This is a genomic window from Haloarchaeobius amylolyticus, from assembly GCF_026616195.1.
Lineage (GTDB): Archaea > Halobacteriota > Halobacteria > Halobacteriales > Natrialbaceae > Haloarchaeobius > Haloarchaeobius amylolyticus.
Genome location: NZ_JANHDH010000001.1, coordinates 1,646,185 through 1,671,197 on the forward strand (window position 1 = coordinate 1,646,185; position 25,013 = coordinate 1,671,197).

General features: G+C 69.7%; 30 protein-coding genes. 12 read left to right on the forward strand and 18 right to left on the reverse strand.

Annotation, left to right across the window (positions count from 1 at the left end):
- Window positions 1-3: 3 nt before the first annotated feature.
- Window positions 4-1,272, reverse strand: a complete 1,269-nt coding sequence (locus tag NOV86_RS08510; RefSeq protein WP_267640914.1) for an ABC transporter substrate-binding protein — start codon at window positions 1,270-1,272, stop codon at window positions 4-6.
- A gap of 294 nt (window positions 1,273-1,566) precedes the next feature.
- Here NOV86_RS08510 and NOV86_RS08515 point away from each other — a divergent pair, with 294 nt between their 5' ends.
- Both NOV86_RS08515 and NOV86_RS08520 read left to right on the forward strand, forming a co-directional pair.
- On the forward strand, window positions 1,567-2,220 hold the full coding sequence (locus tag NOV86_RS08515; protein WP_267640915.1) for a potassium channel family protein: 654 nt from the start codon (window positions 1,567-1,569) through the stop codon (window positions 2,218-2,220).
- A 358-nt stretch (window positions 2,221-2,578) separates the two neighbouring features.
- A complete protein-coding gene (locus NOV86_RS08520) occupies window positions 2,579-3,454 on the forward strand; it encodes a dihydrodipicolinate synthase family protein (RefSeq protein ID WP_267640916.1) in 876 nt (291 codons plus the stop codon).
- Here NOV86_RS08520 and NOV86_RS08525 read toward each other — a convergent pair.
- Complete coding sequence (locus NOV86_RS08525; RefSeq protein WP_267640917.1) at window positions 3,419-4,153, reverse strand: TOBE domain-containing protein; 735 nt, start codon at window positions 4,151-4,153, stop codon at window positions 3,419-3,421. The genes NOV86_RS08520 and NOV86_RS08525 overlap by 36 nt on opposite strands.
- A gap of 65 nt (window positions 4,154-4,218) precedes the next feature.
- Between NOV86_RS08525 and NOV86_RS08530 the strand changes: the two genes are divergently transcribed.
- The 6 genes from NOV86_RS08530 (at window position 4,219) to NOV86_RS08555 (ending at window position 9,858) form a co-directional block, all read left to right on the forward strand.
- Window positions 4,219-5,229 carry an extracellular solute-binding protein gene (locus NOV86_RS08530; RefSeq protein ID WP_267640918.1) on the forward strand — a complete coding sequence of 337 codons (1,011 nt, stop codon included), beginning with the start codon at window positions 4,219-4,221 and terminating at the stop codon, window positions 5,227-5,229.
- Window positions 5,230-5,300: 71 nt separating this feature from the next.
- On the forward strand, window positions 5,301-6,248 hold the full coding sequence (locus tag NOV86_RS08535) for an ABC transporter permease (RefSeq protein WP_267640919.1): 948 nt from the start codon (window positions 5,301-5,303) through the stop codon (window positions 6,246-6,248).
- A complete protein-coding gene (locus NOV86_RS23205; RefSeq protein ID WP_267640920.1) occupies window positions 6,245-7,180 on the forward strand; it encodes an ABC transporter ATP-binding protein in 936 nt (311 codons plus the stop codon). Before NOV86_RS08535 ends, NOV86_RS23205 begins: the two co-directional genes overlap by 4 nt.
- A gap of 57 nt (window positions 7,181-7,237) precedes the next feature.
- Window positions 7,238-8,449 (forward strand): PQQ-binding-like beta-propeller repeat protein, encoded by a 1,212-nt coding sequence (locus NOV86_RS08545; protein WP_267640921.1) that lies wholly within the window; start codon window positions 7,238-7,240, stop codon window positions 8,447-8,449.
- Window positions 8,446-9,249 carry a hypothetical protein gene (locus NOV86_RS08550; RefSeq protein WP_267640922.1) on the forward strand — a complete coding sequence of 268 codons (804 nt, stop codon included), beginning with the start codon at window positions 8,446-8,448 and terminating at the stop codon, window positions 9,247-9,249. The genes NOV86_RS08545 and NOV86_RS08550 overlap by 4 nt, the downstream gene beginning before the upstream one ends.
- 141 nt (window positions 9,250-9,390) lie before the next feature.
- Window positions 9,391-9,858, forward strand: coding sequence for a DUF7384 family protein (locus NOV86_RS08555; protein ID WP_267640923.1), 468 nt, complete (start codon window positions 9,391-9,393; stop codon window positions 9,856-9,858).
- A gap of 10 nt (window positions 9,859-9,868) precedes the next feature.
- Here the strand turns inward: NOV86_RS08555 and NOV86_RS08560 are convergent, their stop codons facing one another.
- Both NOV86_RS08560 and NOV86_RS08565 read right to left on the reverse strand, forming a co-directional pair.
- A complete protein-coding gene (locus tag NOV86_RS08560; RefSeq protein WP_267640924.1) occupies window positions 9,869-10,078 on the reverse strand; it encodes a hypothetical protein in 210 nt (69 codons plus the stop codon).
- 103 nt (window positions 10,079-10,181) lie between these two features.
- Window positions 10,182-10,844 (reverse strand): helix-turn-helix domain-containing protein, encoded by a 663-nt coding sequence (locus tag NOV86_RS08565; protein ID WP_267640925.1) that lies wholly within the window; start codon window positions 10,842-10,844, stop codon window positions 10,182-10,184.
- 278 nt (window positions 10,845-11,122) lie between these two features.
- Between NOV86_RS08565 and NOV86_RS08570 the strand changes: the two genes are divergently transcribed.
- The 3 genes from NOV86_RS08570 (at window position 11,123) to NOV86_RS08580 (ending at window position 14,558) form a co-directional block, all read left to right on the forward strand.
- On the forward strand, window positions 11,123-12,139 hold the full coding sequence (locus tag NOV86_RS08570; protein ID WP_267640926.1) for a DUF7972 family membrane protein: 1,017 nt from the start codon (window positions 11,123-11,125) through the stop codon (window positions 12,137-12,139).
- Between the two features lie 60 nt (window positions 12,140-12,199).
- Complete coding sequence (locus NOV86_RS08575; RefSeq protein ID WP_267640927.1) at window positions 12,200-13,684, forward strand: glutamate-cysteine ligase family protein; 1,485 nt, start codon at window positions 12,200-12,202, stop codon at window positions 13,682-13,684.
- A gap of 121 nt (window positions 13,685-13,805) precedes the next feature.
- The gene (locus tag NOV86_RS08580; protein ID WP_267640928.1) at window positions 13,806-14,558 is read left to right on the forward strand and encodes a GNAT family N-acetyltransferase; all 753 of its coding nucleotides are present in this window, start codon (window positions 13,806-13,808) and stop codon (window positions 14,556-14,558) included.
- A 34-nt stretch (window positions 14,559-14,592) separates the two neighbouring features.
- Here the strand turns inward: NOV86_RS08580 and NOV86_RS08585 are convergent, their stop codons facing one another.
- From NOV86_RS08585 to NOV86_RS08595, 3 genes are all read right to left on the reverse strand, one after another.
- Window positions 14,593-15,372, reverse strand: coding sequence for an SDR family NAD(P)-dependent oxidoreductase (locus NOV86_RS08585; RefSeq protein ID WP_267640929.1), 780 nt, complete (start codon window positions 15,370-15,372; stop codon window positions 14,593-14,595).
- A gap of 177 nt (window positions 15,373-15,549) precedes the next feature.
- On the reverse strand, window positions 15,550-16,116 hold the full coding sequence (locus tag NOV86_RS08590; protein ID WP_267640930.1) for an XTP/dITP diphosphatase: 567 nt from the start codon (window positions 16,114-16,116) through the stop codon (window positions 15,550-15,552).
- A gap of 51 nt (window positions 16,117-16,167) precedes the next feature.
- Window positions 16,168-16,821, reverse strand: coding sequence for a helix-turn-helix domain-containing protein (locus tag NOV86_RS08595; RefSeq protein ID WP_267640931.1), 654 nt, complete (start codon window positions 16,819-16,821; stop codon window positions 16,168-16,170).
- Between the two features lie 175 nt (window positions 16,822-16,996).
- Here NOV86_RS08595 and NOV86_RS08600 point away from each other — a divergent pair, with 175 nt between their 5' ends.
- Complete coding sequence (locus NOV86_RS08600; protein ID WP_438266717.1) at window positions 16,997-18,595, forward strand: NADH-quinone oxidoreductase subunit D; 1,599 nt, start codon at window positions 16,997-16,999, stop codon at window positions 18,593-18,595.
- Window positions 18,596-18,604: 9 nt separating this feature from the next.
- Here NOV86_RS08600 and NOV86_RS08605 read toward each other — a convergent pair whose 3' ends face one another.
- From NOV86_RS08605 to NOV86_RS08655, 11 genes are all read right to left on the reverse strand, one after another.
- Window positions 18,605-18,877 (reverse strand): DUF5808 domain-containing protein, encoded by a 273-nt coding sequence (locus NOV86_RS08605; RefSeq protein WP_267640932.1) that lies wholly within the window; start codon window positions 18,875-18,877, stop codon window positions 18,605-18,607.
- A gap of 41 nt (window positions 18,878-18,918) precedes the next feature.
- A complete protein-coding gene (locus NOV86_RS08610) occupies window positions 18,919-19,497 on the reverse strand; it encodes a VIT1/CCC1 transporter family protein (protein ID WP_267640933.1) in 579 nt (192 codons plus the stop codon).
- Window positions 19,498-19,785, reverse strand: a complete 288-nt coding sequence (locus NOV86_RS08615; RefSeq protein WP_267640934.1) for a DUF211 domain-containing protein — start codon at window positions 19,783-19,785, stop codon at window positions 19,498-19,500.
- Between the two features lie 65 nt (window positions 19,786-19,850).
- A complete protein-coding gene (locus tag NOV86_RS08620) occupies window positions 19,851-21,443 on the reverse strand; it encodes a bifunctional N(6)-L-threonylcarbamoyladenine synthase/serine/threonine protein kinase (protein WP_267640935.1) in 1,593 nt (530 codons plus the stop codon).
- Window positions 21,444-21,578: a 30S ribosomal protein S27ae gene (locus NOV86_RS08625; RefSeq protein ID WP_267640936.1), complete on the reverse strand. Its 135-nt coding sequence runs from the start codon at window positions 21,576-21,578 to the stop codon at window positions 21,444-21,446.
- Between the two features lie 3 nt (window positions 21,579-21,581).
- A complete protein-coding gene (locus NOV86_RS08630; protein ID WP_267640937.1) occupies window positions 21,582-21,884 on the reverse strand; it encodes a 30S ribosomal protein S24e in 303 nt (100 codons plus the stop codon).
- 113 nt (window positions 21,885-21,997) lie between these two features.
- Window positions 21,998-22,549, reverse strand: a complete 552-nt coding sequence (locus NOV86_RS08635) for a GTP-dependent dephospho-CoA kinase family protein (protein WP_267640938.1) — start codon at window positions 22,547-22,549, stop codon at window positions 21,998-22,000.
- A gap of 1 nt (window position 22,550) precedes the next feature.
- Window positions 22,551-22,748: a transcription elongation factor subunit Spt4 gene (spt4, locus tag NOV86_RS08640; RefSeq protein WP_267640939.1), complete on the reverse strand. Its 198-nt coding sequence runs from the start codon at window positions 22,746-22,748 to the stop codon at window positions 22,551-22,553.
- Window positions 22,749-23,318: a DNA-directed RNA polymerase gene (locus NOV86_RS08645; protein WP_261648587.1), complete on the reverse strand. Its 570-nt coding sequence runs from the start codon at window positions 23,316-23,318 to the stop codon at window positions 22,749-22,751.
- Between the two features lie 3 nt (window positions 23,319-23,321).
- Entirely contained in the window at window positions 23,322-23,708 is a 387-nt protein-coding gene (locus NOV86_RS08650; protein WP_267640940.1) for a type II toxin-antitoxin system VapC family toxin, read from the reverse strand.
- Entirely contained in the window at window positions 23,709-24,944 is a 1,236-nt protein-coding gene (locus NOV86_RS08655) for a translation initiation factor IF-2 subunit gamma (RefSeq protein ID WP_267640941.1), read from the reverse strand.
- Window positions 24,945-25,013: the final 69 nt, after the last annotated feature.

Sequence of the window (25,013 nt, forward strand, 5' to 3'; positions counted from 1 at the left end):
TGGTCAGAACGAACACCCGGTGTCGGCCACGGACCGCGCCACGTCGTCCCCCGCGAACGTCTTCGTCGCGGTGAACCAGCGCTTGTAGGGGTCGTCCTGCATGTCGTCCCGCGGGAGCGCCTCCATGCTGAACGTCGGCTGGACGAGCTGGTGGTCGCCCTCGCGCCAGTACATCTTCCCGCCGCCCTTGATGTCCTTCGCGGGCGAGGAGACCTCGTGCCCCTCGAGGGCCGAGCGCATGTCCTCGGCGCCCGAGGAGTCGGCCCGGACCGCCGCCCGGACCGCCTGGTCCATCGCGACGTAGCCGAGGTAGTGCCGGACGTAGGGGCTGGTCTCGGAGTTCTCCGCGACGCGGGTCGCGAAGTCGTTGCTCGCGCTGTTGTCCACGCCGGGACCCCAGACCTGCCCGGCCGCGTCGAGCACGCTGGCGGCCTGCTTGTCGTTGTACACCGCGTCCTCGAGCTGGTGCATCGCGAGGACGTGGTTCTCCTGCATACCCTTGGCGACGAGCTGGTTGGTCGCCTTGCGGAGGTCGAGGCCGGCGACGAGCATCCCGATGCCGTCGGCGTCGGCGGACTTCGCCTCGTTGAGGTAGGGCGCGTAGTCGTCGTTGGGGAACGGCGTCGCGGACTTCCCGACGACGGTCTTGCCCTGGTTCTCGAGGATGCGCGTCACCGCCTCCTGGGCGGTCTGGCCCCACGAGTAATCGGAGTACAGCAGGTACCAGTTGTCCGCCTGGCCCGCCATCTCCTCGCCGATGGTCGCCGCGAGCATCGAGTTCGAGGTCGTCGGCCGGAAGACGTACTTCCCACAGCCGCTCCCGGTGAGCGCGTCGGAGTGCGCCCCGGTCGGGAAGTAGACGACCTCGTTCTGGGACGCCCACTCGCCCATCTTCAGGGCCACGCTGGAGGAGACCGCCCCCATGGTGAAGTCCGCCTCGTCCTCCGTGACCAGTTTCTTCATCCGGCTGACGCCGGTGCTCGGTTCGAGCTTCGTGTCCGCGGTGACGACGTCGATGTCGACGCCGAGTTCGTCCTTCAGGTCCTCGACGGCCAGTTTCGCGCCGTCGAGCGCCGACTGTCCGAAGACGGCGAACGGTCCCGACAGGGACGTGGTGTACCCGACGGTGAGCGAGTCGGTGCCGCCGCCACCACCGCCCAGTCCCCCGAGACAGCCCGCGAGTCCGGTGAGGCCGGCCGCCCCGGCCGCGCCGAGCGTCTTCAGTGCAGTGCGTCTACTCGTTCCCGTGCCACGATTATTGGTGCCACCCATGCCAACCAATTTCAAACCCGGTGCTATAAGCACCTATGGTAGCATCCCACATACCTGCCATTGAATTAACGGTACAGTACTGGAATAATCAATTCTGTTAAATCGAAGTGCTAGTTTGCCGCAAAGTACCAAACTCTGTGCCGGTTCCCCGAACGGGCCCGCGTCGAGGAGCGTCGGGCCCGGTACCGACGGCGACGAGCCCGCTCGAACCGCACGGCGGCAGGGTGGAACCGCACGGGGCGCCCCCGCCGCGGCGAACGCACTTTTTTACCCCCCGGTTGCGTAGCACACCCCATGAAGTTCGTTATCGTGGGCTACGGTCGAGTCGGAACCCGAACCTGCCGCATCCTCGCGGAGGAGGGACACGAGGTCATCGTCGTCGACAACGACTACGACAAGGTCGAACGCGCACGTGAGGAGGGGTTCACCGTCGTCGAGGGCGACGGCGAGGACGAGGACGTGCTCGAGGAGGCCGGCATCACCGACGCCGACGCCATCGCCGCGCTCACGCCAGACCTGAACGTGAACTTCACGGCCTGCATGGTCGGGAAACATCACGGTGCCCGCACCGTCCTCCGCATCGACGAGGACTACCGCGAGGACATCTACGAGAAGTACGCGAACGACGTGGACGAGGTCATCTACCCCGAGCGCCTCGGCGCCGCGGGCGCGAAGACCGCCATGCTCGGCGGCGACTTCAACGTCCTCGCCGACATCACCGAGAAGCTCCAGTTCTCCGTCTTCGAGATCCCGGCGGACTCCCCGCTCGTCGGCAAGCGCGTCGTCGAGGTCGACCTCCCGGAGAAGGCTCGCATCTACGCGCACGGCCACGCCAACGAGTCGCTGACCATCCCGATGCCGACCACGAGCATCGAGGCCGGTGACCAGCTCGCCGTCGTCGTCGAGACCGAGCGTGTCGACGACGTGCGCGACGCACTGGCGGCCTGATACCGGCGGCGCTTCTTCGGGGTCGTCGAACGGGACAGCGACAGCTATCTTCGACCTGTCGAGAGGGGGGAAGGGGGGAGCGATGTGTGGGAGAGACAGCGGTGTGCCGGGGTGCGCGCCGAGTGAGGATGGGATCGAGAGGCCGTCGGACCGCGCACCCGGTCGGGAGATTCCGCGGAGAGCGTATAAAACCTCGTCAGACACCCGTCAGACCGCGTCAGCCGCCCGTATGAACGCCGATGGTTCCAGCAGCGAGTGCCGGTATCTACGACGGCCGGGGCCGTTCCGGTGCCACCAGTGCGTGCCGAGGGCTGCCGGGGCGGCCACGCTTTTCCCGCCCGCGCGAGTCGGGGCGACCATGCGAGGCACCGGACTACCACTCGTGACGCCCTTCACCGACGACGAGACCATCGACGAGCCCGCCCTCCGGGACCTCGTCGGCTGGGTCGACGACGCCGGCGTGGACTTCGTCGTCCCCTGCGGGTCGAACAGCGAGGCCGCGATGCTCACGCCGACCGAACGGACCCGCGTCGTCGAGGTCGTCGCCGACGAGACAGACCTGCCCGTCCTCGCCGGGACCGGCCACCCCGGCCTGCACGGGACACTGGAGCAGACGACCGCGGACGCGGCCGCCGGCGCGGACGCCGCGCTCGTCGTGACGCCCTTCTACCACCAGCACGACCAGGCCGCGCTGGCCAGCTACTACCGCGACGTGGCCGACGAGAGTGCCATCCCCGTGTACCTCTACAGCGTCCCGAAGTACACCGACACCGCGCTCGACCCGGAGACGGTCGGCGACCTCGCCACGCACCCGAACGTCCACGGCATCAAGGACTCCAGCGGGAGCCTCGAGGCGCTCCAGCGAACCGTCGACCGGACGGAGGAGGCGGACTTCGACGTGCTCGTCGGGAGCGGGAGCATCTACGCCGCGGGGCTGGAGTACGGCGCCTCGGGCGGCGTGCTGGCGCTGGCGAACGTCGTGCCCGACCTCGCCAGCGAGGTGTACGCGCGCCACGAGTCGGGCGACACCGACGGGGGCCGCGCCCTGAACCAGTCGCTGGTCGAACTCAACCGTGCCGTGACCGCCGGGTACGGGGTGCCCGGGCTGAAGGCCGCGATGCGCCACCGCGGCCAACCCGCGGGCCGGACCCGGCGACCCTTCGAACCGGTCGCTGCCGACGCGGAAGCCGAACTCGCCTCACTCGTCGACGCCGCCCTCGACGCCGACGTCTGAGCCTGCGGTAGCCGCCGACTCCACGGCCACCGCCCGCGTCGCGGTCGCCTTCGCGGTCACGACGACCGCGGCCCCGGGTTCGAGGCCCAGTCGGTCCACGCTGTCCATCGTCACCAGCGCCGACAGCGGCGCGTCCGCCCCCACGTCGACCGTGACCGTCGCGACCGCCTCGCCCGCCTCGACGTGCTCGACGGTCCCCTCGAAGCGGTTCCGGGCGCTCGTGCCGCCGGCCGGTGGCGCGTCGGCGGGTTCGTGCAGCGTCACCGCGTCCGCCCGGAGCCACACCTGCACGTCGGTCGCCCCCGGCGGGACCAGCGCCCGTACCTGCCCGACCGCCGTCTCGACCGTGCCGAGTTCGCCGTCACGGGCGACGACCCGGCCGTCGAGGACCGTCTGCTCGGCCTCCGCGACACCGGCGAACTCGGCGCTGAGACGCTGGAAGCGCGCGAGCAGGTCGCGGGCCCGGGGCGTGAGCTGGCTGCCGCCGCCGCCCGAGCCGCCGCGAGTGCGCTCGACCAGCGAGCCGAACGCCTCCTCCAGCGACTGCAACCGGGCGAGCGACCGGGCGTACGAGCGCCCGAGGTCGTCGGCCGCGCGGTTGAGCGAACCGGCGTCGTCGATGGCCCGCAGCAGCCGCGCGTCCTCGGCGCCGAAGGTCACGTCGCCCGCGCGCAGGCCGGCCTCGAAGTCGCCCTCCATGCCCGACCGTCCGCGAGCCGTCGGCAAAACCGTTATGTCACGGCGGCCGGAACACCGTTGTATCTATGTCGAAACAACGCTCCTCGCGCCGGTCCTTCCTCGCCGGCGCGGCGGCGACGGGAACCGCAGCACTGGCTGGCTGTCTCTCCTCGTTCACGGGGGGCGGTGGCGGCAACACCGCGACCATCTTCCACGCGGGCAGTCTCGCGGCACCCTTCGGTGACGCCGAGGAACCGTTCGAGGAGCAACAGGACGCCGACGTGGTCCGCGAGGCGAAGGGCTCGGTCGGGTCGACCCGGAAGATCACCGAGCAGGGCAAGTCCGCGGAGGTCCTCGGCGTCTCCGACTTCCGGCTCATCCGGGACATGGTGCTGCCCGACTACGGCGAGTGGTACAGCATCTTCGCGACCAACTCGATGGCCATCGCCTACACCGACGAGTCGACGGGTGCCGACGAGTTCTCGACCGAGACCTGGTGGGAGGTCCTGACCCGGGACGACGTGACCTTCGCCCACAGCGACCCGGCGGTCGACCCGAACGGCTACCGGTCCCGGATGGCGATGAAACTCGGCGCCATCGAGTTCGAGGGCGAGCGTCTCTACGACGGATCGACCCGCGACGCCCTCATCGAGCAGTCGAACATCCCCTCGGGCACCGAGACGGAACTCATCGCCCAGCTCGAATCCGGCGAACTCGACTACGCGTGGCAGTACACGTCCGCGGGCGCGAGCCACGACGTGAACGTCATCGAGCTCCAGCCGGCGGTCAACCTCGCCGTGGCGGACCAGAAACACGCCAGACACTACGCGAAGGCGACGGTCGAGGCCGGCGGGAACACCTACACCGGCGCCCCCATCGCCTACGGACTCACGGTCCCCGGCGTGGCCGAGAACCCCGACCTCGGCGCGCAGTGGGTCGAGTTCATGGCCAGCGAGGAGGGCAAGGGCATCTTAGAGGACAACGGGTTCTCGCCGGTCTCGCCGCTGGTCGTCCCCGAGAGCGGGAAGGGCAACGTGCCGGAGAACGTGATGGGCAAGGCCGAGGCGCGCTCGAGCCTCGGACCGCTCGAGCTGTAGCGCGGGGTTCTTCACCCCACACTCCCTGTTCGATGGCGATGGAAGGACAGACGGCGACCGGACGCACCCCGATGAGCGAAACGCTCGGACGCGGCTCGCTCGCCGTCGCGGTCGCCACGGTCCAGCTCGCGGTCTTCGCCGGCCTGATCGCGCTCGACAGGCCGACGCTGTACGTCCCGTTCGCGCTCGCCAGCGCCGCCGCCCTGGGGTACGCGAGCGACCGGGGGTGGTTCGGGCTGGCGACCGCCAGCCTCGGGACCGTCCTGTTGCTCGCGCTCGCCCTGCCACTCGGGCTGTTCGTCGCCCGCCAGAAGCCGGGGCTGGTCGCCGACGCGCTCACCGACCCGGCGGTCCACCAGATGCTCTACCTGACCATCTACGCGCCGCTGGTCGCCGCGGTCGCCGCCCTGCTGTTCGGCGTCCCGCTGGCGTACCTCCTCGCCAGAGGGTTCCCCGGCGACGCGGTCGTCGCGGCGCTCGTCGACCTCCCGCTGGTGGTCCCGCACTCGGTCGCCGGCATCCTCATCCTGTTCGGGTTCGGCCGCCGCGGGGTCCTCCCGGGCGTCTCGGTCCTCGGGACGATGGCCGGGATGGTGCTCGCGCTCGCGTTCGTCGCCGCGCCCTTCGCGGTCAATGCGGCCCGCGACGCCTTCGAGGCGGTCGACCCGCGACTGGAGTACGCCGCCCGGAGCCACGGCGCGAGCCAGGCCGACACGTTCCGCCGGGTGAGCCTCCCGCTGGCGAAACGCGGCATCGCGACCGGCGGCGTGCTGGCGTGGGCCCGCGGCGTCAGCGAGTTCGGCGCGGTCGCCATCGTCGCCTACACGGTCCAGTTCTTCTACCCGCCCGCGCTCGACACGGTGCCCGGCACCCACGCCCCGGTGTACATCTTCCAGCAGTACAACCAGTCCGGGCTCGACGAGTCCGGCGCGGTCGCGTTCGTCCTGCTCGTGCTGTCGCTGCTCATCTTCCTGCTCGTCCGGTGGCTCGGCTTCGGCCGGCTGGGTGGTGCCTCGTGAGCCTCGACTTCGCGGTCCAGTCGCGGTTCACCGCCCCTGGCGCCGAGCCGTTCACGGTCGACGCCGACCTCGCGGTCGAGACCGGGGAGACGCTGGTCGTCCTCGGCCCCAGCGGGAGCGGGAAGACCCTGCTGCTCGAATGCGTCGGCGGCCACCACGCCCACACCGGCCACGTCGCGAGCCACGGCCGGGACCTGAGCGACACCCCGCCCGAGGGCCGCGACTTCGGCTTCGTCTTCCAGGACTACGCGCTGTTCCCGCACATGACCGCCCGCGAGAACGTCGCCTTCGGGGCGAAGTACCACGACGAGGTTGGCGACCCGGACGAACTCCTCGCCGACCTCGACGTGGGCGACCTCGCGGCCCGGTACCCGGACACCCTCTCGGGCGGCGAGCAACAGCGCGTCGCCCTCGCGCGCGCCCTCGCCATCGACCCCGACGTGTTGCTGCTCGACGAGCCGCTGTCGGCGCTCGACGCGCCGACCCGCCGGGGGCTCCGGGGCGACCTCGCCGACGTGCTCGCCGAGGTCACGGCGCTGTACGTCACGCACGACCGGACGACCGCCCGGGCGCTGGCCGACCGCGTGGCCGTCATGCGCGACGGACAGGTCGTCCAGGTCGGCACGCCAGACGCGGTGTTCGAGGAGCCGGCCACCGCGTTCGTGGCCCGGTTCGTCGGCGCGAACGTCCTCCCCGGGCGCCTCGTCGGCGCGAGGACGGACGCGGTCGCCATCCGCCCGGAACACGTCCGCCTCGGCGAGGGCGAGTACACCGGCACGGTCGAGCGCGCCGCCCGCGAGGAGGCCGCGACCCGGGTGACGCTCGACGTGGACGGGGCCACGGTCGAGGCGCTGGTGCAGGGACCGCCGGCCGTCGGCGACTCGGTCGCGGTGGCCCTGCCGTCGGCACACGTCACCCCGCTCGACGGGTAGCCGGCCCGACCGCCACCACCGACGGAAATATATCTGTTTGTCGAGAGTATCGGGACGATGACCGACTGGTCCCCCTCCCGACGCCACTTCCTCCTCGGCTGTGCGACGGTGGGGCTGAGCGGGTGCAGCGCCCTCCAGCCCGACCCGCCAGCACCCGACCCCGCGGACTGGACCCATCCCCGGGGCGACGCCGCCAGGACCGGCCACAGCCCGGTCGGTGACCTCCGCGAGCACCCGCGAGTCGCCTGGCGGCGAGACCTCGAACGGGTCCGCCCACCGAACGCCACTGCGACGTTGTTCGGCGGGACGCTGTACTACCCCGACGACGGCTTCGTCGCGGTCGACGCGGCCGACGGAAGCGTGCGCGCTCGCGGGGCGGCACAGGCGTACCGCGCCCCGGTCGTCGTGCCGACAGCAGCCTACGAGAACGAGATGCTCGTGCTGGGTGGTCCCCCGACCGTCACGGGTGTCAACCCGTCCGGGAGCGTCCCGGCAAGACTCCGCCGACGCTGGCGGTTCCCCGGTCCGCCGGACGGCTCGACGTTCCCGTCGCTCACCACGGGCACTGACGACCCCGGCCCCGTCGTCACGGACGGGACGGTGTACTGGTCGGGACACGTCTCGGGCGAGGGCTCCCTCGTCGCACTCGACGCCAGCAGCGGCCGGAAGCGCTGGCAGGTCACCGCCGAGAACGGTCTTCACGAACCCGTCGCCGCCGACGGCGCGGTGTTCGCGGGCAACTTCGGCGACGTGGTCGTCGCGGTCGAGCGCGACGGGACGGAACGCTGGCGACGGCGTCGGGACATCGAGGTCGTCGACTGGAACCGGTTCGTGGCCGACGACGAGCGCCTCTACCTCGCGCGCAGCGAGCATGTCGCCGCCCTCGACACGACCACCGGCGAGGAGGTGTGGAGCCGGCCGCTTCCAGCCCGCCACGGGAGCCGCCCCGCACTCGCCGACGGCACCCTCGTCGTCGGTGTCTCGACCGACGAGAACGACGCCGAGGAACTGGTCGCGCTCGACGCCGCGACGGGGACGACGAAGTGGTCGGTCCCCGGGAGTTCGCACGACCGGCCGCCGGTCGTCGCCGGCGGGACCGTCTACCAGGTCGATTACGACACCATCGTCGCCCGTGACGTGGCCGACGGCCGCCCGCGCTGGCGCTGGACGAACCCGACCGGGGACGAGGTCTCGGTCCCGACGCCCGGCGAGGGACGGCTCTACGTCTCGTCGCTCCGCGAGTTCGTCGCGCTGGAGGTGCCCCGATGAGCACCGGCCACGACCCGGCCGGCCGCGGGGACCAGCAGGCGCAATCACAGGGCACGTTCACGGTCATCGGCGACGCCATCGAGGACGGGCTGGATGACCCGGTGTTGTTCCTCCCGTACCTCGCCGCCGGCCTGCTGACCGCGGTCGTCGACACGCTCCGGCTCGCGGACCCCGTCCCGGTCGACGTACAGACCACCGGCACGAGTGGGCTGGTCCACGTGCGGATACGGCCGTTCCCGGGCGTGGTCCGGGTCGTCCAGTCATGGCCGGGGAGTCTCCCCGGGCTCGAACCGACGTACCTCCTGAGCACGCTCGCCGCGAACGTCCTCGCCGTCGCCTGTGGCGTCGCCGCGCTGGCGCTGGTGGTGACCCGGCTCGACCCGAAGGCGAGCCGGGACTGGCGGCGGGTCGGCCGGCTGTTCGCCTACGCGCTCGCCGTCGGGGCGCTCGGGAGCGCCTTCGGCTGGCTGTCGCTCTGGGTCGGCTTCCCCGCGACCGCACTCGTCGTCCTCGGATTGCTCGGCGTCGCGATGCGGACCTACCCGATGCCCGCGTTGCTCCTCCGGGGGCGGTCGATACCCGACGCCCTCGGGCGCTCGGTCGAACTCACGGCCGGCCACAACCTGTTCACCTTCGGCCTCGTGACCGTCCTCGGGCTCTGTGCGCACCTGCTCGCGAGTGCGGTCCCACTGCTCGGCGTCGACCTCCCGCTCGCGGTCGGGACGCTGCTCGCGACGGCCGCCGTCGGCCCGATACACGCGCTGGCGACGGTCCACGCCACCGACCTGTGGTCGCCCTGAGTGCCGGCGACGAGTCCCTTTTCACGGCGGCCCGCCTGCACTCGACCATGACCTGGGCCGAGCTGTTCGAGCGCGCCGCCGCCGCCGAGGTGGACGAGGAGACGGTTCGAGAGACGCTTCGCCGCCACCGCGAGGGCGACGATGACTGAGGCGAGCACCCGCGTCGTCGCCGACGCGGACGTGCTGGCCGCGGACCTGCTCTGTGGCGGCCCGAGCCGGGAGGCGCTCGACCACGTCCGCGCGCACTCGTGGATGACGCTGGTCGCGAGCGAGCCCCTCCTCGACGACGCCGAGGTCGTCATCGCCGAACTGGCCGACGCCGAGCTGGCGGCGGCCTGGCGCGAGCGCGTCGAGGAGGCGGCCGAACTGGTCGAGCACCCGCCCCAGGACCACCCCGGGCTGGCCTCCGCCTACCGCGGCGAGGCCGCCCACCTGCTCAGCTACGACCGCGACCTCGGCAGCGCGAAGGCGGGCGCGGGCATGAACAGGCACATGTCGCTGAGCGTCCGGCCGCCGGACGCGTTCGCGCGGCTGTTCGACCCGGCGAGCCTCTACGAGGCCGTGGTCGGCGACGAGTACCCGGGACCCGACGTGGACCCGCGGGGGTAGGCGCCGGCGCCTACCCCTCGATGGCCTGCTGGAACGTCCGCGAGAGGACGACGTAGACGACCAGCAGGTCGACCGGGACCATCGCGAGCACGAGGTAGTACACCAGCGAGCCGGGGTCGAGGAACAGCGTCGTCGCAGCGAGGACCATGGCACCGCCGGCAGCGACGAACAGCGCGAGTCGCTTCGGACCGACGCGGTGGACGAACGTCTCTTCCGACATAGTTTCACGCCCTCCCCTCTCCAACATAATCGTTCGGGTTCCGGCGTCGCCGGACCGGCAGGTGTGCCCGCTCCACGCCCGCAGTCACGCTCCCGGACCGACCCTACCGCAGGTCGTGGGGCGCCCCGACCAGCAGCGTGTCCTCGATGAGCGACCGATTGCCGCGGCGGAGCTGCTCCGACAGCGCCTGGTGGGAGACGCCGAGTTCGTCCGCGAGTTCCTCCAGCGTCTTCTCCTGCGGGATGTCGTAGTACCCCTGCCGGGTGGCCGTCACGAGTGCCTCGTACTGGCCGTCGGTGAGGCCGTACCGGCCGGAAGGCTGGCCCTCCATCTCCCTGATGGAGTCGATCTCGAAGGTCAGCCCGTGTTCCTCGCAGAAGTCGTGGGTGCTCGAGAACCGGTCGCGGGTCGGGAACAGGACGCGGAGGCGCCACTCGTCGTCCCGCCCGTACGCGTCGAGGATGGTCCCCTCCGAGTTCGTCAACATCTGCAACAGCAGGCGGATGTGTCCCGTCCACTCCATCCGGTAGAGGACCTCGTCGTCGAAGGCCGCGAGGCTGGTCACGTCGCCGACGGTCGGGTCCGATTCGAGGACGCACTGGAGGTCCTGGCCGCTGGTGTTGCGAGCCCAGAGGAGCGGCATGACGGCCTCGTCGCCGGATTTGATTATCTGTTCGCTCTCGAACCGCATCTCGGGGAACTCATCGAGTGTGTGATTCAGTGCGAACTCGTCCGCGGGCACGGAGCCGATGACGATCGTCGCCATAGCGGGCACAAGGCCAGCAGGTGGTATAAATTCAGCACTCGATTGCACCGTTTGGCGGTCTTACGCACTCTCTAACCGGTTCTATCCCGGTGTCGGGACTGTTGTCGAATCCGTACAGACGGGTGCCCGAACAGCCACTCGGACTGCACCAACCACGGCTCACGGGAGGTCCTCTGCAAGCCGCAGGCTCATTCCCGAAACGGCGTTGCATCCGATATGGTCGATTCGAAGCGACTCACCGATGATGCGATCGTCGACGAACGGGCGGTGCGGCACCGATGAGTTCGGCCTCGGAACTCCCCTACATCGGGGACCGGTGGTTGCCCTTCAGTTCGGACGGGTTCACGCCCAAGCGCTGGCTGTTGCTGGAGGGGAACCGGTACAGCGTCATCCTCGCGCTGCTGCTGTTCGTCTTCACGACCATCCTCGGCGTCGGCACGGTCTGGACCTTCGAGATGCAGCAGTTGCTCACGGAGACCTCGGCGGTGCAGTCCCTGCTCAACACGCTGTTGAGCGGTATCATCCTGCTCGTCTCCATCGTCGTCTCCATCAGCGCCATCGTCCTCTCCTACGACATCACGTCCCTCGACGCCCAGGAGGACCGCATCGACGCGGCACTGGACTTCCGGCGGGACATCGACCGCCTCACCGACGTCGAGGAGAGCCCCACGGACCCCCAGACGTTCCTGAAACTGATGACCGCCACCATCCAGAAGCGGGCCGAGAGCCTCGCGGAGGACTCACGACAGGCCGACGACGAGTTCGCCGAGGACCTCCAGGACTACACCGAGGGGGTGATGCAGACCGTCGAGTCGCTCGACAGCTCGCTGGACGACCACACGCGAACCCAGGGTGACTTCACCGCGCTCTGGCAGGGCCTCGAGATAGACTACGGCCGGCACCTCAACCGCTCGGACCGGCTCACCATCGTCTACGAGGAGAGCTTCTCGGAGACCGGCCGGGAGCGCTTCCAGGAGCTGGTCAGGGCGTTCGAGCTGTTCGCGACGGGCAAGGAGTACTTCAAGACGCTCTACTACACCCAGGAGATCTCGAAGCTCTCGCGCGTGTTGCTGGTCATCTCGCTGCCGGCCATCCTCATCATCGCGACCGCCACGCTCGCCATCGAGGCCCACCTCCTGCCCGACATCTGGCTGTTCGGTCTTCCGCCGCTCCTGACGTTCGTCTCGTTCGTGTTCACCGTCTCGCTGGCTCCCTTCGTGGTACTCACGGCGTACATGATCCGGGTCGCCACCGTCGCCAAGCGGACGGCCTCTGCCGGCCCCATCACCATCTGACACGTGGCTCACGGCGTCTGCAAGCCGTCCCCTTTCCGTGGGTGAGGCGCTTGACCGAGTGTGAACAGATCGGAACTGGCCACGGAGGTCGCGGCGGTCTCGACCCGCGATTCCGCGTCGTTCGACGAGCGGGTTCGCGACGAGGCGCGCTGGCTCCTCTCGGCCATCGTCAACGGGGAGTTCGACAGTTCGCACACGACCGTCGGGCTCGAGTACGAGTGCTACGGCGTCGACGACGAGGGCAGTCTCCTGACGATGCCACAGGCCGTCATCGACCGACCGGGCATGGAGAAGGAGATCGGCCGCCACCAGGTCGAGTTGCAGGTCAGCCCCCAGCCGTTCTCGGCCGCCGGGCTCGAGGCCATCGAGTCCGAAGTCCGGGCTCGCTTCGAGGCCGCGAACGAGGCACTCGCAGCCCACGGGGGCCAACTCGCCAGCGGCGGGATGTGGACCATCCCACCGACCGACAAGGGGGCCCTGGAGTACCTCACGGAGTCCGACGGCTCCCACGACGTACCGCTCGCCACGAACATGGTCGACACCGTCCGGTACCACGCGCAGGGCCACGGGGCGGCGACGCGCATCGACGCACCGCACGTCACCCACGAGGGCGAGACGGCGCTGCTGAACAGCCTGACGACCTCGATACAGCCCCACCACGTGGTCCCGGAGGCAACCGAGCTGCCCCGGTACCACCGGTACGCGCTCCGGGTCGCCGGCCCCCTGCTCGCGCTCGGGGTCAACTCGCCGCTGTTCCCGCCCGACCTGTACGAGGCCGAGGCAGCCCCGCGTGCCGTGCTCACGGACTGTCGCATGGAGAACCGCATCGGCGTCTTCGAGTCGGTGATGAACGCGGAGGACGAGGCACCGAAGGCCACGTTCCCCGCGGACGTCGACTCCGTCGGCGACGCCGTCAGCTCGGTGGTCGAGGACCCGACCATCCTCCCGATGCAGTTCGACGAGCGCGACGACCTGACGCACTTCAGCCACAAGCACGGCTGCTACTGGCGGTGGATCCGCCCGGTCTTCGACGAGCGGAGCGACGGGACCTCGAACGTCCGCATCGAGTTCCGGCCGATCCCCGGCCAGCCGACCATCCGCGACAGCGTCGCCTTCGTCGGCCTGTTCTCGGGCCTGCTGACGGCGCTCCCCCGGATGGACCATCCCGTCGCCGAACTCGACTGGGCGACGGCGCGCGACAACTTCTACGGCGCCGCCGCGGATGGACTCGACGCGGACCTGGAGTGGCTCGACCGGGAGGGCGACCGCACCGACTCGGTCGCCGACTGCTACGACGACCTGTTCGCGTGCGCCCGGCAGGGGCTCTCGATGGCGGGCTTCGAGGACGACGAGGCGGACAGGGTCCTCGCACCGCTCGAATCCCGGGTGACGCGCGACCGGACCCCCGCGGACTGGAAGCTCGACCGGGTCGAGCACGGGCTCGACGCCGGGCTCTCCTTCGAGCGCGCGGTCGAGGACACCCAGCGGGCGTACCTGCGGATGCAGGCCGAGACCTTCGAGGACGGCTGTTTCGCCCGGTGGTGAGCCGACGCTGTCGTCCCGGGACCGTCGGCCCACCCGCGGCGGGGTCGGGTCCTTCGGCGGACGCCGGTGCCTTGCCACTCGCAAGGCGGCAACCCAACCCTCGGACGACCGTGGTCATGGTATGGACATCAGTCCAGCCACGACAGGCGACTACGGCCGACTCGAAGAGACAGCGACACGCTCGTTCCGTGCGTCGTACTCGCTCAGTCCCCGCGACATCGACCGGCTCACCGACGGCTTCTTCTCGGCGACGGCCGTCGAGGAGCGCGTCGAATCGGGTGGCGGCGACCTGTTCCTGGCGGAGGAAGGGGTCGAGGACCCGGCGCCGGACCTCTCGGGCTTCCTCGAACTCGACGGGGAGGGCACGCTCCGGTGGCTCCACGTGCACCCGCACGCTCGCGGCCGCGGCGTGGGCACGGCGCTGGTCGAGCACGCCCAGGACCACCTCGGGAGACAGTCGACGCCCCTCACCGCCAGGCTGCTCGACAGTGCGCGGGAGGGAACGCAGTTCCTCGAGCAGTTCGGGCTCTACCCGACCGAGAACGAGTCCGTCGTCGTCGGTGACAGCCGGTTCGACGAGACGGTCTACACGACCCAGGGCAACTCGATGAACACGAGCGAACCGGTCGTCGCCGTCCCCGACGAGATCTCCGTCGACGGGTGGACCGGTCGCGTCGAGCGCGACTCGGCCGTCAGCGGCACCGTCGCGCCGTTCTACCCGCTCTCGGACGCGGGCGGGACGGACAGACACCTCGGCTTCTTCTGCTCGCAGTGCGGGACCACCGACGTGACCGCCGACGGGAACGGCCGCCTCGAGTGCACCGAGTGCGGGAACACCCACCGGGCAGACAACTGGGACCCGGCGTACCTGTAGCCCGGTCCGGTGTCGGCCGGGTCCGGCAGGCCACTCAGCGGTCGCTGTTCACCCGGCGGGCGACCCGCCGGAGGATGGGCCGCGGCGTGATGCGGGCGAGCGTCGTGAGCAGTTTCATCGGCAGCCCCGGGACGACGACGGTCTCGCCACTCATCAGACCCCTGTACCCGGCCTGTGCCACGTCCTCGACCGGCTGCATGTAGGTCGAGCCGACCGCGGAGTTCCCCATGCCGGCGCGGTCCTGGAACTCGGTGTCGACCGGGCCCGGACAGAGCACGGTCGCGCTCACGCCGGTCCCGCGCAGCTCCTCGGCGATGGCCTCGGTGAAGGAGTTGACGTAGGCCTTGCTGGCGTAGTAGCCGGCCATGAACGGCCCGGGCTGGAAGCCGGCGACGGAGCCGACGTTGAGGACCTTGCCGGTACCGCGCTCGGTGAAGTCGTCGAGGAAGAGGCGGGTGAGCGTGACCAGCGTGGTGACGTTGAGCCGGAGCTGGGTCTGCTCTTCGTCGAGGTCGGACTCCGCGAAGGGGCCGTAGGTACCGATACCGACGTTGTTGACGAGGATGCCCACGTCGAGGTCGTGGTCGTGGACCGCGTCGTAGAGTTCCTGTGGGGCGGCTTCGTCGTCGAGGTCCATCGGGATGGTCGTGGCCGCGATGCCGTGCCGGGACTCGAGGTCGTCGGCGACGGCGGCGAGTTCGGCCTCGCGGCGGGCGACGAGGACGAGGTCGTGGCCGTGGCGGGCGAACTGGCGCGCGAGTTCGCGGCCGATTCCGGAGGAGGCACCGGTGACGAGTGCGGTGTCGCGGTTCATACCGGGACGGGCGGGCCGGCGCGGGAAACCGGTTCGGATTCCGGCCGGTGGGTCGGGGGAGGATGGCGGACAGGCGGCGCTGGGGACCGGCCCGGCGGTGCGCCACGCACCAGCCTCGGCCGCCGGGCGGCGGGGGTCAGGACACACCGGGTCTGGTCCCGGCTTCCGACAAGAAGGTCAGCGTGGGCCCTTGCGCTCGGCCGGCTCCGTCGCGAGCCAGTCGGCGAACTTCGCGAGGGCGCGCCCGCGGTGGCTGATGGCGTTCTTCTCCTCGGTGGTCATCTCGGCCATCGTCTTGCCGTCGTGTTCGAAGATGGGGTCGTAGCCGAAGCCGCCGTCGCCACGCGGGGCGACGATGCGACCCGGGACGGCGCCCTCGAAGGTCTGGGTCTCCTCGCCGTCGTAGTACGCGAGGACGGTCCGGAAGTACGCGCGGTCGTCGTCCTGGAGGTCGGTGAGTTCGTAGACGCGCTCAACGCCGACGGTCCCCTCGACGTAGGCGGAGTACGGGCCCGGGAAGCCGTCGAAGGCCTCCACGAACAGGCCGGCGTCGTCGACGAGGACCGGCTCGTCGCTGTCGAGCTGCTCGTAGGCCTCGCGGGCCCCGTGGGCCGCGATGTCGGCGAGGTCGTCGCTCTGGACCTCGAGGTAGTCGTAGTTCACCTGCTCGACCTCGTCGTCGCCGAGGTACTCGCGTGCCTCGCGCACCTTCCCCTCGTTGCTCGTCACGAAGCGGATCGTCATGTGCGAGTGGCGGCGGGCGGCGGGCAAAGAGGCGTCGGTTCCGCCGGACCGTCAGCAGTCGAGGTCGCCCAGCAGCGTCGACTCCGCCTTCCGGAGGTGTTCGGCGGCGGTCCCGGTCGCACAGCCCAACTCGTCGGCCACGTCGGCGACCGCGGCGTCCCGGGGCACGTCGTAGTAGCCGAGTCGCTGGGCCGCCTGGACGGCCTCGCGCTGGCGGGGCGTGAGGGGCACGCCGGCGGCCGTGGGGTCGGCGTCGTAGCTCCCGAGGCGGTCGACCGAGACGTCGATGCCCTCGGGCGTCGCGTCCAGTGCGGCCTGCAGGGCGTCGGGTTCGCCGAGGATGCCGAACGAGACCGACCGGTCGGTGTGGTACGAGAGCGGCGGGACCGGCACGAGGCTGAGCTTCGAGAAGGCCGAGAGCATCTGCTGGCTGGTCTCGTCCGGTTCGTCGAGGACGTAGACGTAGAAGCGGTCCTCGTCGAGGGGAGCGACCTCGTAGGACCGGACCGACTCGACCTCGACGAGTCGGTCCTCGTAGGCCGCCCGGTCGCCGCGGACGTGGAACAGGAGGGCGTTCGCCTCGTCGTTGGCGAAGCTCCAGTGGACGAGCCGGTAGTCGCTGTACCCCCCGTGCTCGCTGACGAAGGCGTGCATCGGGTGAATCGTCTCGTCCGAGTGCCGGAGCGTGACGGAGAGGTACTTCATACTCGCCATCGGTCGCGGCTGTCACTTAAATCACCTAGTGACTGCCACAGAAGAATCGAGCCGATACGCGGCGACGGTTCGAACGCATGCGACCGACGTCTTCGCCATCCACCGGGGGTGGGCGACCGTGAGCCAGCAGGAACTGACAGCGCGACCGACCGACGCCACCGACGCCATCGACGACCTGGCCGGTGCGTACGTCCTCGACCGCGAGCAGCACCTGAACGCGCCGGCCATCGTCGTCCGGCCCGACGAGGTGCAGGCCGTCCTCTCGGCCCTCCGCGACGAGGCCGGTTACGACCACTGCTCGTGCGTGACCGCCCAGCAGTACGCCGACCGCTACGAGACCATCTACCACCTGAGGTCCTACGCCGACCCGACCGACGAGCTGAGCGTGGTGGTGCCGACGAGTGCCAGCGAGCCTCGCAGCGAGTCCGCCGCGCCGGTCTACGAGACCGCGAACTGGCACGAGCGCGAGGCCTACGACCTCATCGGCATCGAGTACGAGGACCACCCCGACCTCCGGCGCATCCTCCTGCCCCGGACCTGGCAGGGCCATCCTCTCTCGGACGATTACGACCAGAACCAGCCACAGATCGTGCCCCTGGAGGCGCACGCGAACCCCCTGCAGGACGATCAGCGCGAGCAGGACACGATGTTCCTCAACATCGGTCCGCACCACCCGTCGACCCACGGCGTCCTCCACGTCCGGACCGTGCTCGACGGCGAGGTCGTGGCCGACGTGGACCCGGACATCGGCTTCATCCACCGCTGCGAGGAGCAGCTGTGCCAGCAGGGCACCTACCGCCACCAGATCATGCCCTACCCGGACCGCTGGGACTGGGCGTCCGCCGGCCTGCTGAACGAGTGGGCGTACGCCCGCGCGGCCGAGGACCTCGCGGACATCGAGGTGCCCGAGTACGCACAGGTCATCCGGACGATGGGCGGTGAGATGTGCCGCATCGCCTCGCACATGCTCGCCATCGCGACCTACGCGCTCGACGTCTTCGGGGAGTTCACCGCCGCCTTCCAGTACGGCATCCGCGACCGCGAGAAGCTCCTGGACCTGCTCGAGGCCCTCACCGGCCAGCGCATGATGTTCAACTACCTCCGCCTCGGTGGCGTCGCGTGGGACCTCCCCGAGCCCCGCGAGGAGTACTTCGAGCGGGTCCGTGACGTGCTCGACACCTTCCCGACCGTGCTGGAGGAGTACCACGACCTCCTCACCCGGAACGAGATCTTCCAGCTCCGCTGTGTCGACACGGGCTACCTCTCGCCAGAGGCCGCGAAACAGCACGGCTGTACCGGCCCGGTCGCCCGCGGGTCGGGCATCGACTACGACCTCCGTCGCGACGACTCCTACGGCTACTACGACGAGCTCGACTGGGCGGTCGCGACCCGCCCGGAGGGCGACAACTTCGCTCGCGTCCTCGTCCGGCTGCAGGAGGTCGAGGAGTCCGCCAAGATCATCGAGCAGTGCGTCGACGTCCTCGAGGACTGGCCCGAGGACGAGCGCACCATCCAGTCCAACGTCCCCCGCACCCTGAAACCCGCTGACGACACCGAGACCTACCGCGCCGTCGAGGGCGCGAAGGGCGAACTCGGCATCTACATCCGCGCCGACGGCACCGACACGCCCGCGCGGTTCAAGATTCGGAGTCCGTGCTTCGCGAACCTCTCGGCCCTCCCGACCATGGCCGAGGGCGAGTACGTGCCCGACCTGGTCGCGACGCTGGGGAGCCTCGATACGATAATGGGAGAAGTCGACCGCTGACGCCCGGGCTCAGTCCTCGACGACGACCTCGACGGGTTCGTCCTCGGCCTCGTCGTCGCCCTTCTTGCCGCCCCGCTCCATCCAGAGCATCGCGCCGGCGACGCCGAGGACGATCCACGACCGCCAGTTGGCGAGGTTCAGGGTGTAGCCGATGCCGAAGGGCTTCTCGACGAGCATGCCCTTGCCGGGCTTCCAGTACGACGACAGCATGCGGCTCAGGCTGGGTCGTTCGAAGTTGTACGGGACGCCAAGAATCTCTCCGGAACTCGGTTTGTCTGCCATACTGAATTTTACGCCCGTCGGCGGTAAAAACGTACCTCCTATTACCCGGGTAACAGGACGTTGACGACGGCCACGAGTATCCCCGCGAGTGCCATCCGGATGCCCGTCACGGTCCAGTTCAACTCGGCGATGGAGCCCATGTACGCCCCGAAGGTGAACAGGAGGCCGACCCCGACCGCCACCGACAGCAGCGTCGCCTCCAGGAGCGACACCAGCCAGCCCTCCAGCAGGAAGGGGACCAGCGGGAGCAGCGTGCCGACCAGCGGCCCGAGCCCACTGGCGATGGCGTTCACCGCCCGGCCCGCGCGGTCCTCGCGCTGGATGTGGGTGTCCGCCAGGTCCCGGAGCATGGCGCGTTCGAGGTCGCGGCGCTGGTTGATCTTCTCGGCGCGCTCGATCTCCCAGACGCTCCACACCCCGGAGGTGCACAGCCCGACCGCGCCGCCGACGCCCACGAGCACGACCGTCCGGCCGTCGGGCACGCCCGAGAGGTACGCACCGGTGGCGACGCCGATGCTGGTGAGGGTCCCGTCGAACCCGTTCGAGACGAAGTAGCGCCGGGAGATGGACCGGACCGCGGGCCGGCGGAGCGCGGCCCGCAGGGCTTCGATGCGGCCCATCTAATCCTGTGGCGTCTCGCCTTGCTCGACGAGTCGCTTCCCGCAGGCCACCTCGTCGATGGAGTGCAGGGACCCACCGAGGTCCTCGACGTGCTCGCGGACCGAATCGAAGGGGACGTTGGTCCCCTCGATGGTGAGCTTCACCGTCTGGACCTGCCGGTCCGTCTCGACCAGCGCCACGTTGACGCCGTCGACGCCCTCGATCCGGGCCACCTCGCGGGCGTAGCGGACCGTATCGGGTTCGTGTGGCTTCAGTACGTCCAGGACCAGCCGTCGTATCGGAGGCATCGCTACCTGTCGGTTCTCCGGGCAGCCCCTTCAGTGCCACCCCGGTTCCCGGGGCGGGAGAACCGTCAGGACTGGTAGCGACCGCGCCCCTCGACGGCCGCGAGCCGGCCGAGCACGTCGTCGGCCTGTGCGCTGGCGTCGCGGTAGGCGGCCCGGAACGCCTCGCGGAGCGGCTCGGGGTCGTCGGCCGTCCCGACCAGGCTCTGGTCGAAGACGTGGAGGTCCATCGCGTAGTCCTCGACGTGGTCGGTGTGGTAGCCCAGCCCGAAGTCGATGAGGTAGGTCCGCGAGTCGACCCGGACGTTCCGGGTGGTCGGGTCGCCGTGGACGAAGCCGGCGTCGTGGATGGCCGCGAGGTGGCGGCCCACGTCCCTGACCCCCGCCTCGGTCGGGGCCTCGCGCAGGTCGCGGTCGCCGACGTACTCGAAGACGATGGTCGACGACGTGGGGTCGAGGTCCCGGACCACGGGGGTCGGGACGCCGACCCGGCGGGCCTGGCTCGTCAGTCGCGCCTCGAGGACGGTCCGGTCGCGCCGCAGTTTCTCGTCGAGGATGGGGTGGCGGTAGCCCTTCGGGACGCGCCGCTTGACGACCCGGTCGTCCTCGAACTCGACGACGGCCTCGGCGCCCCGGACCGTCACGCCGGCCTCGGGGCTGACGTGGACGTCCTCGTCCGGGCCGCGCCACGTCACCGGGACCTGGTCGGGCCGGAAGTTCGGGTCGACCGCGGAGTCGTCGATGACGAGGGTGTCCCCGGCCCGGGCCATCTTCGCGCCGAGGACCGCTATCATCCCGGCGTTGTCCCGGAGGAACCGTGGTTCGGGCGCGTAGAACTCGGCGCCGCGTTCCTCGCACATCGATTCGAGCATCTCGCGCAGGCGGGCGTTCTGGCCCACGCCGCCGCCGAGGACCAGCTCGTCGCTCCCGGTCAGCGAGAGCGCGCGCTCTGAGACCTCGGTGAGCATCGCGAAGATGTGCTCTTGCAGCGCGAAGCAGACGTCCTCGACAGGTGTGCCCTGGTCGTACGCCTGCTTGGCCGCGCTCATGATGCCCGAGAACGAGAAGTCCATCCCCTTGACGACGTAGGGCAACTCGCAGAACTCGCCGTCTGCGGCGTGCTGTTCGACCTTCGGTCCGCCGGGGTGGGACCAGCCGACGTGGCGCGTGAACTTGTCGATGGCGTTGCCGACGCCGGTGTCCATCGTCTCGCCGAGCACCCGGTACCGGCCGTTGCGATACCCCAGGAGATGGGCGTTCGCGCCGCTGGCGTTCAGGCAGACGGGCGAGTCGAACCCCGATTGCTGGCGACCGATCTCGAGGTGGGCCACCATGTGATTGACGCCGACGAGTGGCACGTCGAGCGTCTGGGCGAGCGCCCGGGCGGCGGTGCCGACGGTCCGGAGACAGGGGCCGAGGCCGGGGCCGCGAGAGAACGCGACCGCGTCGACGTCGCCGTCGGCTTCTTCGAGGACCGTCGCGACGACCGCGGGGATGGCCTCGTGCATGTGCTCGGCGGCCTCGCGCGGATGGATGCCGCCGCTCTCCGGCAGGTAGGCGTCCGATTCGATAAAAATCGCGTCCGCGTCGTCAGCGGCCCCGGTATCGTACAGCGCGGCGCTCGCACACCACGCGGTGCCCTCGATACCGAGGACGCGCATCTATTCCCACTCGGTGTAGGAGCACTTCCCGCAGTGCTTGCGGTCGCCGTAGTCACCCATGAAGGAGTCACCACAGCGCGGGCACTGCTCCTTCGTCGGGTTGCCGTCGTCGTCGTAGTATTCGTAGCGCGCCATGGTTTAGGCCTCCTCGCCCTCTTCGGCGCCGGTGATCTTGTTGCGCTCGAGCATGTGCTCCTGCTCGACCTCCTGTGCGCGGGCGGCGGAGTCGTAGACCTTGGCGTAGCCGACGGTCTTGCGCATGCCGAACTTGGTGTCGAGCTTGCGCACGACGACCTCGTCCGCGTCCTTGTTCAACTTGGCCGCGAGAGAGTCTCGGACGGAGAGGCGCGACGGCGTGGCTTCCTCGTGGACCATCTCGAACGTGACGTCCGTACGGTGCAACATGGGGTTCTCTTCTTCAGAGATTATGTCGATGTCCATGGTATCCAGTTACCAGTTACTTCCCCTCGTAGCGGGTAAAAGGATTTCGAAGTGAAGGGTCTCGTGTCCGTTTTCCAGACCGAGAGCACGACCCGGCGCGGCGCCGTGCCGGCTCAGAACAGGGCCCAGAAGCGGTCGTGGTCGCCGTCCATCTGCTCGACCAGTTCGCGGATGTCGGACTGGATGGCCTCCGTCACGCGGACGTGAACCATCCCCTCGTCCGGCTGGCCGTAGACCACGCTCGCACCCACCGGTGCCGCGAGGATGGCGGGCAGGGTCGCCAGGTCCTCCTCGCCGTCGACGAGGATGGTAGTCGGCTCGTCGGCCGCCAGCGCGTCGGTGAGGGCGACGACGAGGGCCTCGGTGAGCACGCCCGCGGGGTTCGCGACCGTCACGTCCGGGTCGACGACCGTCTCGTGGACCTCGTCGTCGACGCGGTCGCGTTTCGTCTTCTCGTCGACCAGCGCCACGTCGGGCCGCCGGCCCGCCCGCAGGAGGTGGAAGGTGACGATGTCGCCGACGGCCACGAGCGGGCCGTCGACGTCACGGAGAAGGGTCTCGGCGTCGGTCTCGACCGGGCCCAGCGGGTCCTTGAACGCGTGCCGGAGCGACTCGGGCAGGGTGAGCAGGACGCCGGCGTCGGGGTCGGAGTCCTCGGCGGACACGCTAGCGGACCTTGAGGGCGTACTTGCCCGGCTCCGTGACCTCCATCTCGCGGGCGATCTCCGACTCCTCGGGGTGGGCGATGATGACGTAGCCCGCCCAGTCCTCGGTCAGCGAGGTCGAGCCACAGCCCTGGCACGAGTCCAGATCCGGCTCGTTCACGCGGTGGCAGTCCCGACAGACGACTCGTTTCTTCGCCATCTAATCACCCGCCTGTGCTTCGCGACTGTTGCGCTCGTCCTCGAGCCAGCCGTGCTTGCCGAGGCCGGGCTGTTTCGCCGTGAGCCCGATCTTCGAGTCCCGCGGGTTGCGCTCGTCGATGCTCTTGGTGACGATGCGCGTGCGGACGGCGTCGTCGACGCCGAGCGTGCGGTTGGACTCGTTGGAGGCGAGTTGCTGGTTCTCCGGGTCGAACGCGAGGTACTCGTCGGAGATCTGGGAGACGTGGAGCAGTCCGTCGACCGGCCCGATGCCGACGAAGGCACCGAACTCGACGACCTCGACGACCGTCCCGTCGACGACCTCCTGCATCTGGGGGTCGAACGTGACGGCGTCGAAGTCCGCCTCGTAGTAGACGCCCGGACGGTTCGGGAGGACCGCGCCCTCGCCGATGTCGTGGACCTTCGTGACGGAGACGACGCTGCCGACGTCCTCGTCCATCCGCCCTTCGAGCTTGTCCTGCAGCAGTTTCTTCACGAGTTCGGGGGAGACGTCCCCGAGTTCCTCCGGCGGCACCTCGACCGTGTCCTTGAGCCTGACGCGCTTGTACATCTGTTATGGTTGAGTGATTGCGAGTTTGTTCCTGCCGCGTAAAGCTATTACCGGAATACCCGTATCGAGCACCCGGTCTCGCAGGGGCAGGTCGTTCGTGACGACGTAGTCCACCTGTCCCTCCCGGGCCAGCTCGACCAGAGCGTCGTCGGCGTACGATTCCTCGGTATCGACGATGAGACAGCGTTCGGTCGCCAGGTCGTGCCCGACGTTCGCGGCGGTGCCCTCCTGGCCGCCCTTCTCGGAGAGGCGGCGCAGTTCCTCGACGACGGCCTGTGGCGTGACGGGGTCGGCCGCCTCGACGAGACGGTCGAGTTCGTCGAACAGGCGCACGTCGAGTTCGACGGGCATCATGAGCGAACTCGTATCGAGCGCGACCCGGTTCGTCATCTATCCCGTGAGCGTCCCGACGCCGATGAGTCGCCAGCGAGCGCCGACGCGGCGGTTGATGGCGATCTTCGCGCCCTCGTCCGCACAGACCGGGCGCTTGAGGTTGACCTCGCACTCGCCGCTCCGGGCGGACGTGACTGCACCGACCGTGGTGGCCGTGCCGACCGTGAGCATCAGCGGCTCGCCGGTGCTGATCTCCTCGACCTCCTCCATGTCCTCGCCGACGACGCGGTCGAGCAGGTCGACCGACATCGTGAACGACTCCCACGTCGGCGGGAGCGACCCCGGCGGACCGGCAATCTGGCCGGCGAGGGCGTCACCCTTCGTGTAGGAGGGGTCGAGTCCGGTCCCGACACCCAGCAGGCCGCCCGGCGAGGCTTCCTCGACGGACTGGCCGCCGGCCTGGATGGACCGGATGGACGTCGTGATGGGCTGGTACTCGGTCTGGCCGCCCTCCTCGACCTCGCGGCCGGGGCGGACCTCGAGGTCGTCCTCGGGGCGAAGGCGACCCTGCACGAGCGAGCCACCGATGACGCCGCCCATGAGGTTCTCCCAGGTCGTGCCGGGACGGTTGATGTCGAACGAGCGCGCCACGTGCAGTCGCGCGTCCGCGTCGGGGTCGCGGTCCGGCGTCGGGATGCGCTGCTCGATGGCGTCCATCAGCACGTCCATGTTGACGTTCTGGCCGGCGCTGACCGGGATGACCGGGGCGTCCTCGGCGACGGTGCCCTCGACGAACTCCTGGATCTGCTGGTAGTTCGCGCGGGCCTGCTCCGCGTCGACGAGGTCGACCTTGTTCTGGGCGATGACGATGTTGTCGATGCCGATGATGTCGAGCGCCATCAGGTGCTCTTCCGTCTGGGCCTGCGGGACGTCCTCGGTCGCGCTCACGACGAGGACGGCGCCGTCCATGATGGCCGCACCCGAGAGCATCGTCGCCATCAGCGTCTCGTGACCGGGCGCGTCGACGAACGAGACCGTCCGGACGACCTCCGTCTCGGTGCCGTGGTCCGAACACGTGTCTTCGACGGTGTAACATTCGGGCTCGTCACAGTCCGGACACCGCCGGAAGGTGGCGTCGGCGTAGCCGAGGCGGATGGAGATACCACGCTTCATCTCCTCGGAGTGCTGGTCCGTCCACTCGCCACTCAGGGCCTGCACGAGCGTGGTCTTCCCGTGGTCGACGTGACCGACGAGGCCGATGTTCACCTCCGGTTGTTGGTGGTTTCCTGCCATATCGAGAGTAATCTTGGCTACGACTACCCCTGTGCGCCTGATAAACCCACCGTTCTCGCGCGCGGAGGG

Excerpts from the sequence above, each read along its gene's own strand:
- NOV86_RS08595 (WP_267640931.1), bottom strand. The coding sequence starts at position 16,821 with ATGAAGTACCTCTCCGTCACGCTCCGGCACTCGGACGAGACGATTCAC.
- NOV86_RS08650 (WP_267640940.1), bottom strand. The coding sequence starts at position 23,708 with ATGACGAACCGGGTCGCGCTCGATACGAGTTCGCTCATGATGCCCGTC.
- NOV86_RS08565 (WP_267640925.1), bottom strand. The coding sequence starts at position 10,844 with ATGGCGACGATCGTCATCGGCTCCGTGCCCGCGGACGAGTTCGCACTG.
- NOV86_RS08545 (WP_267640921.1), top strand. The coding sequence starts at position 7,238 with ATGACCGACTGGTCCCCCTCCCGACGCCACTTCCTCCTCGGCTGTGCG.
- NOV86_RS08585 (WP_267640929.1), bottom strand. The coding sequence starts at position 15,372 with ATGAACCGCGACACCGCACTCGTCACCGGTGCCTCCTCCGGAATCGGC.
- NOV86_RS08520 (WP_267640916.1), top strand. The coding sequence starts at position 2,579 with ATGCGAGGCACCGGACTACCACTCGTGACGCCCTTCACCGACGACGAG.
- NOV86_RS08620 (WP_267640935.1), bottom strand. The coding sequence starts at position 21,443 with ATGCGCGTCCTCGGTATCGAGGGCACCGCGTGGTGTGCGAGCGCCGCG.
- NOV86_RS08550 (WP_267640922.1), top strand. The coding sequence starts at position 8,446 with ATGAGCACCGGCCACGACCCGGCCGGCCGCGGGGACCAGCAGGCGCAA.
- NOV86_RS08590 (WP_267640930.1), bottom strand. The coding sequence starts at position 16,116 with ATGACGATCCGCTTCGTGACGAGCAACGAGGGGAAGGTGCGCGAGGCA.
- NOV86_RS08655 (WP_267640941.1), bottom strand. The coding sequence starts at position 24,944 with ATGGCAGGAAACCACCAACAACCGGAGGTGAACATCGGCCTCGTCGGT.
- NOV86_RS08555 (WP_267640923.1), top strand. The coding sequence starts at position 9,391 with ATGACTGAGGCGAGCACCCGCGTCGTCGCCGACGCGGACGTGCTGGCC.
- NOV86_RS08535 (WP_267640919.1), top strand. The coding sequence starts at position 5,301 with ATGAGCGAAACGCTCGGACGCGGCTCGCTCGCCGTCGCGGTCGCCACG.
- NOV86_RS08510 (WP_267640914.1), bottom strand. The coding sequence starts at position 1,272 with ATGGGTGGCACCAATAATCGTGGCACGGGAACGAGTAGACGCACTGCA.
- NOV86_RS08525 (WP_267640917.1), bottom strand. The coding sequence starts at position 4,153 with ATGGAGGGCGACTTCGAGGCCGGCCTGCGCGCGGGCGACGTGACCTTC.
- NOV86_RS08615 (WP_267640934.1), bottom strand. The coding sequence starts at position 19,785 with ATGCCTCCGATACGACGGCTGGTCCTGGACGTACTGAAGCCACACGAA.
- NOV86_RS08605 (WP_267640932.1), bottom strand. The coding sequence starts at position 18,877 with ATGGCAGACAAACCGAGTTCCGGAGAGATTCTTGGCGTCCCGTACAAC.
- NOV86_RS08610 (WP_267640933.1), bottom strand. The coding sequence starts at position 19,497 with ATGGGCCGCATCGAAGCCCTGCGGGCCGCGCTCCGCCGGCCCGCGGTC.
- NOV86_RS08625 (WP_267640936.1), bottom strand. The coding sequence starts at position 21,578 with ATGGCGCGCTACGAATACTACGACGACGACGGCAACCCGACGAAGGAG.
- NOV86_RS08570 (WP_267640926.1), top strand. The coding sequence starts at position 11,123 with ATGAGTTCGGCCTCGGAACTCCCCTACATCGGGGACCGGTGGTTGCCC.
- NOV86_RS08645 (WP_261648587.1), bottom strand. The coding sequence starts at position 23,318 with ATGTACAAGCGCGTCAGGCTCAAGGACACGGTCGAGGTGCCGCCGGAG.
- NOV86_RS08630 (WP_267640937.1), bottom strand. The coding sequence starts at position 21,884 with ATGGACATCGACATAATCTCTGAAGAAGAGAACCCCATGTTGCACCGT.
- spt4 (WP_267640939.1), bottom strand. The coding sequence starts at position 22,748 with ATGGCGAAGAAACGAGTCGTCTGTCGGGACTGCCACCGCGTGAACGAG.
- NOV86_RS08530 (WP_267640918.1), top strand. The coding sequence starts at position 4,219 with ATGTCGAAACAACGCTCCTCGCGCCGGTCCTTCCTCGCCGGCGCGGCG.
- NOV86_RS08580 (WP_267640928.1), top strand. The coding sequence starts at position 13,806 with ATGGACATCAGTCCAGCCACGACAGGCGACTACGGCCGACTCGAAGAG.
- NOV86_RS08560 (WP_267640924.1), bottom strand. The coding sequence starts at position 10,078 with ATGTCGGAAGAGACGTTCGTCCACCGCGTCGGTCCGAAGCGACTCGCG.
- NOV86_RS08515 (WP_267640915.1), top strand. The coding sequence starts at position 1,567 with ATGAAGTTCGTTATCGTGGGCTACGGTCGAGTCGGAACCCGAACCTGC.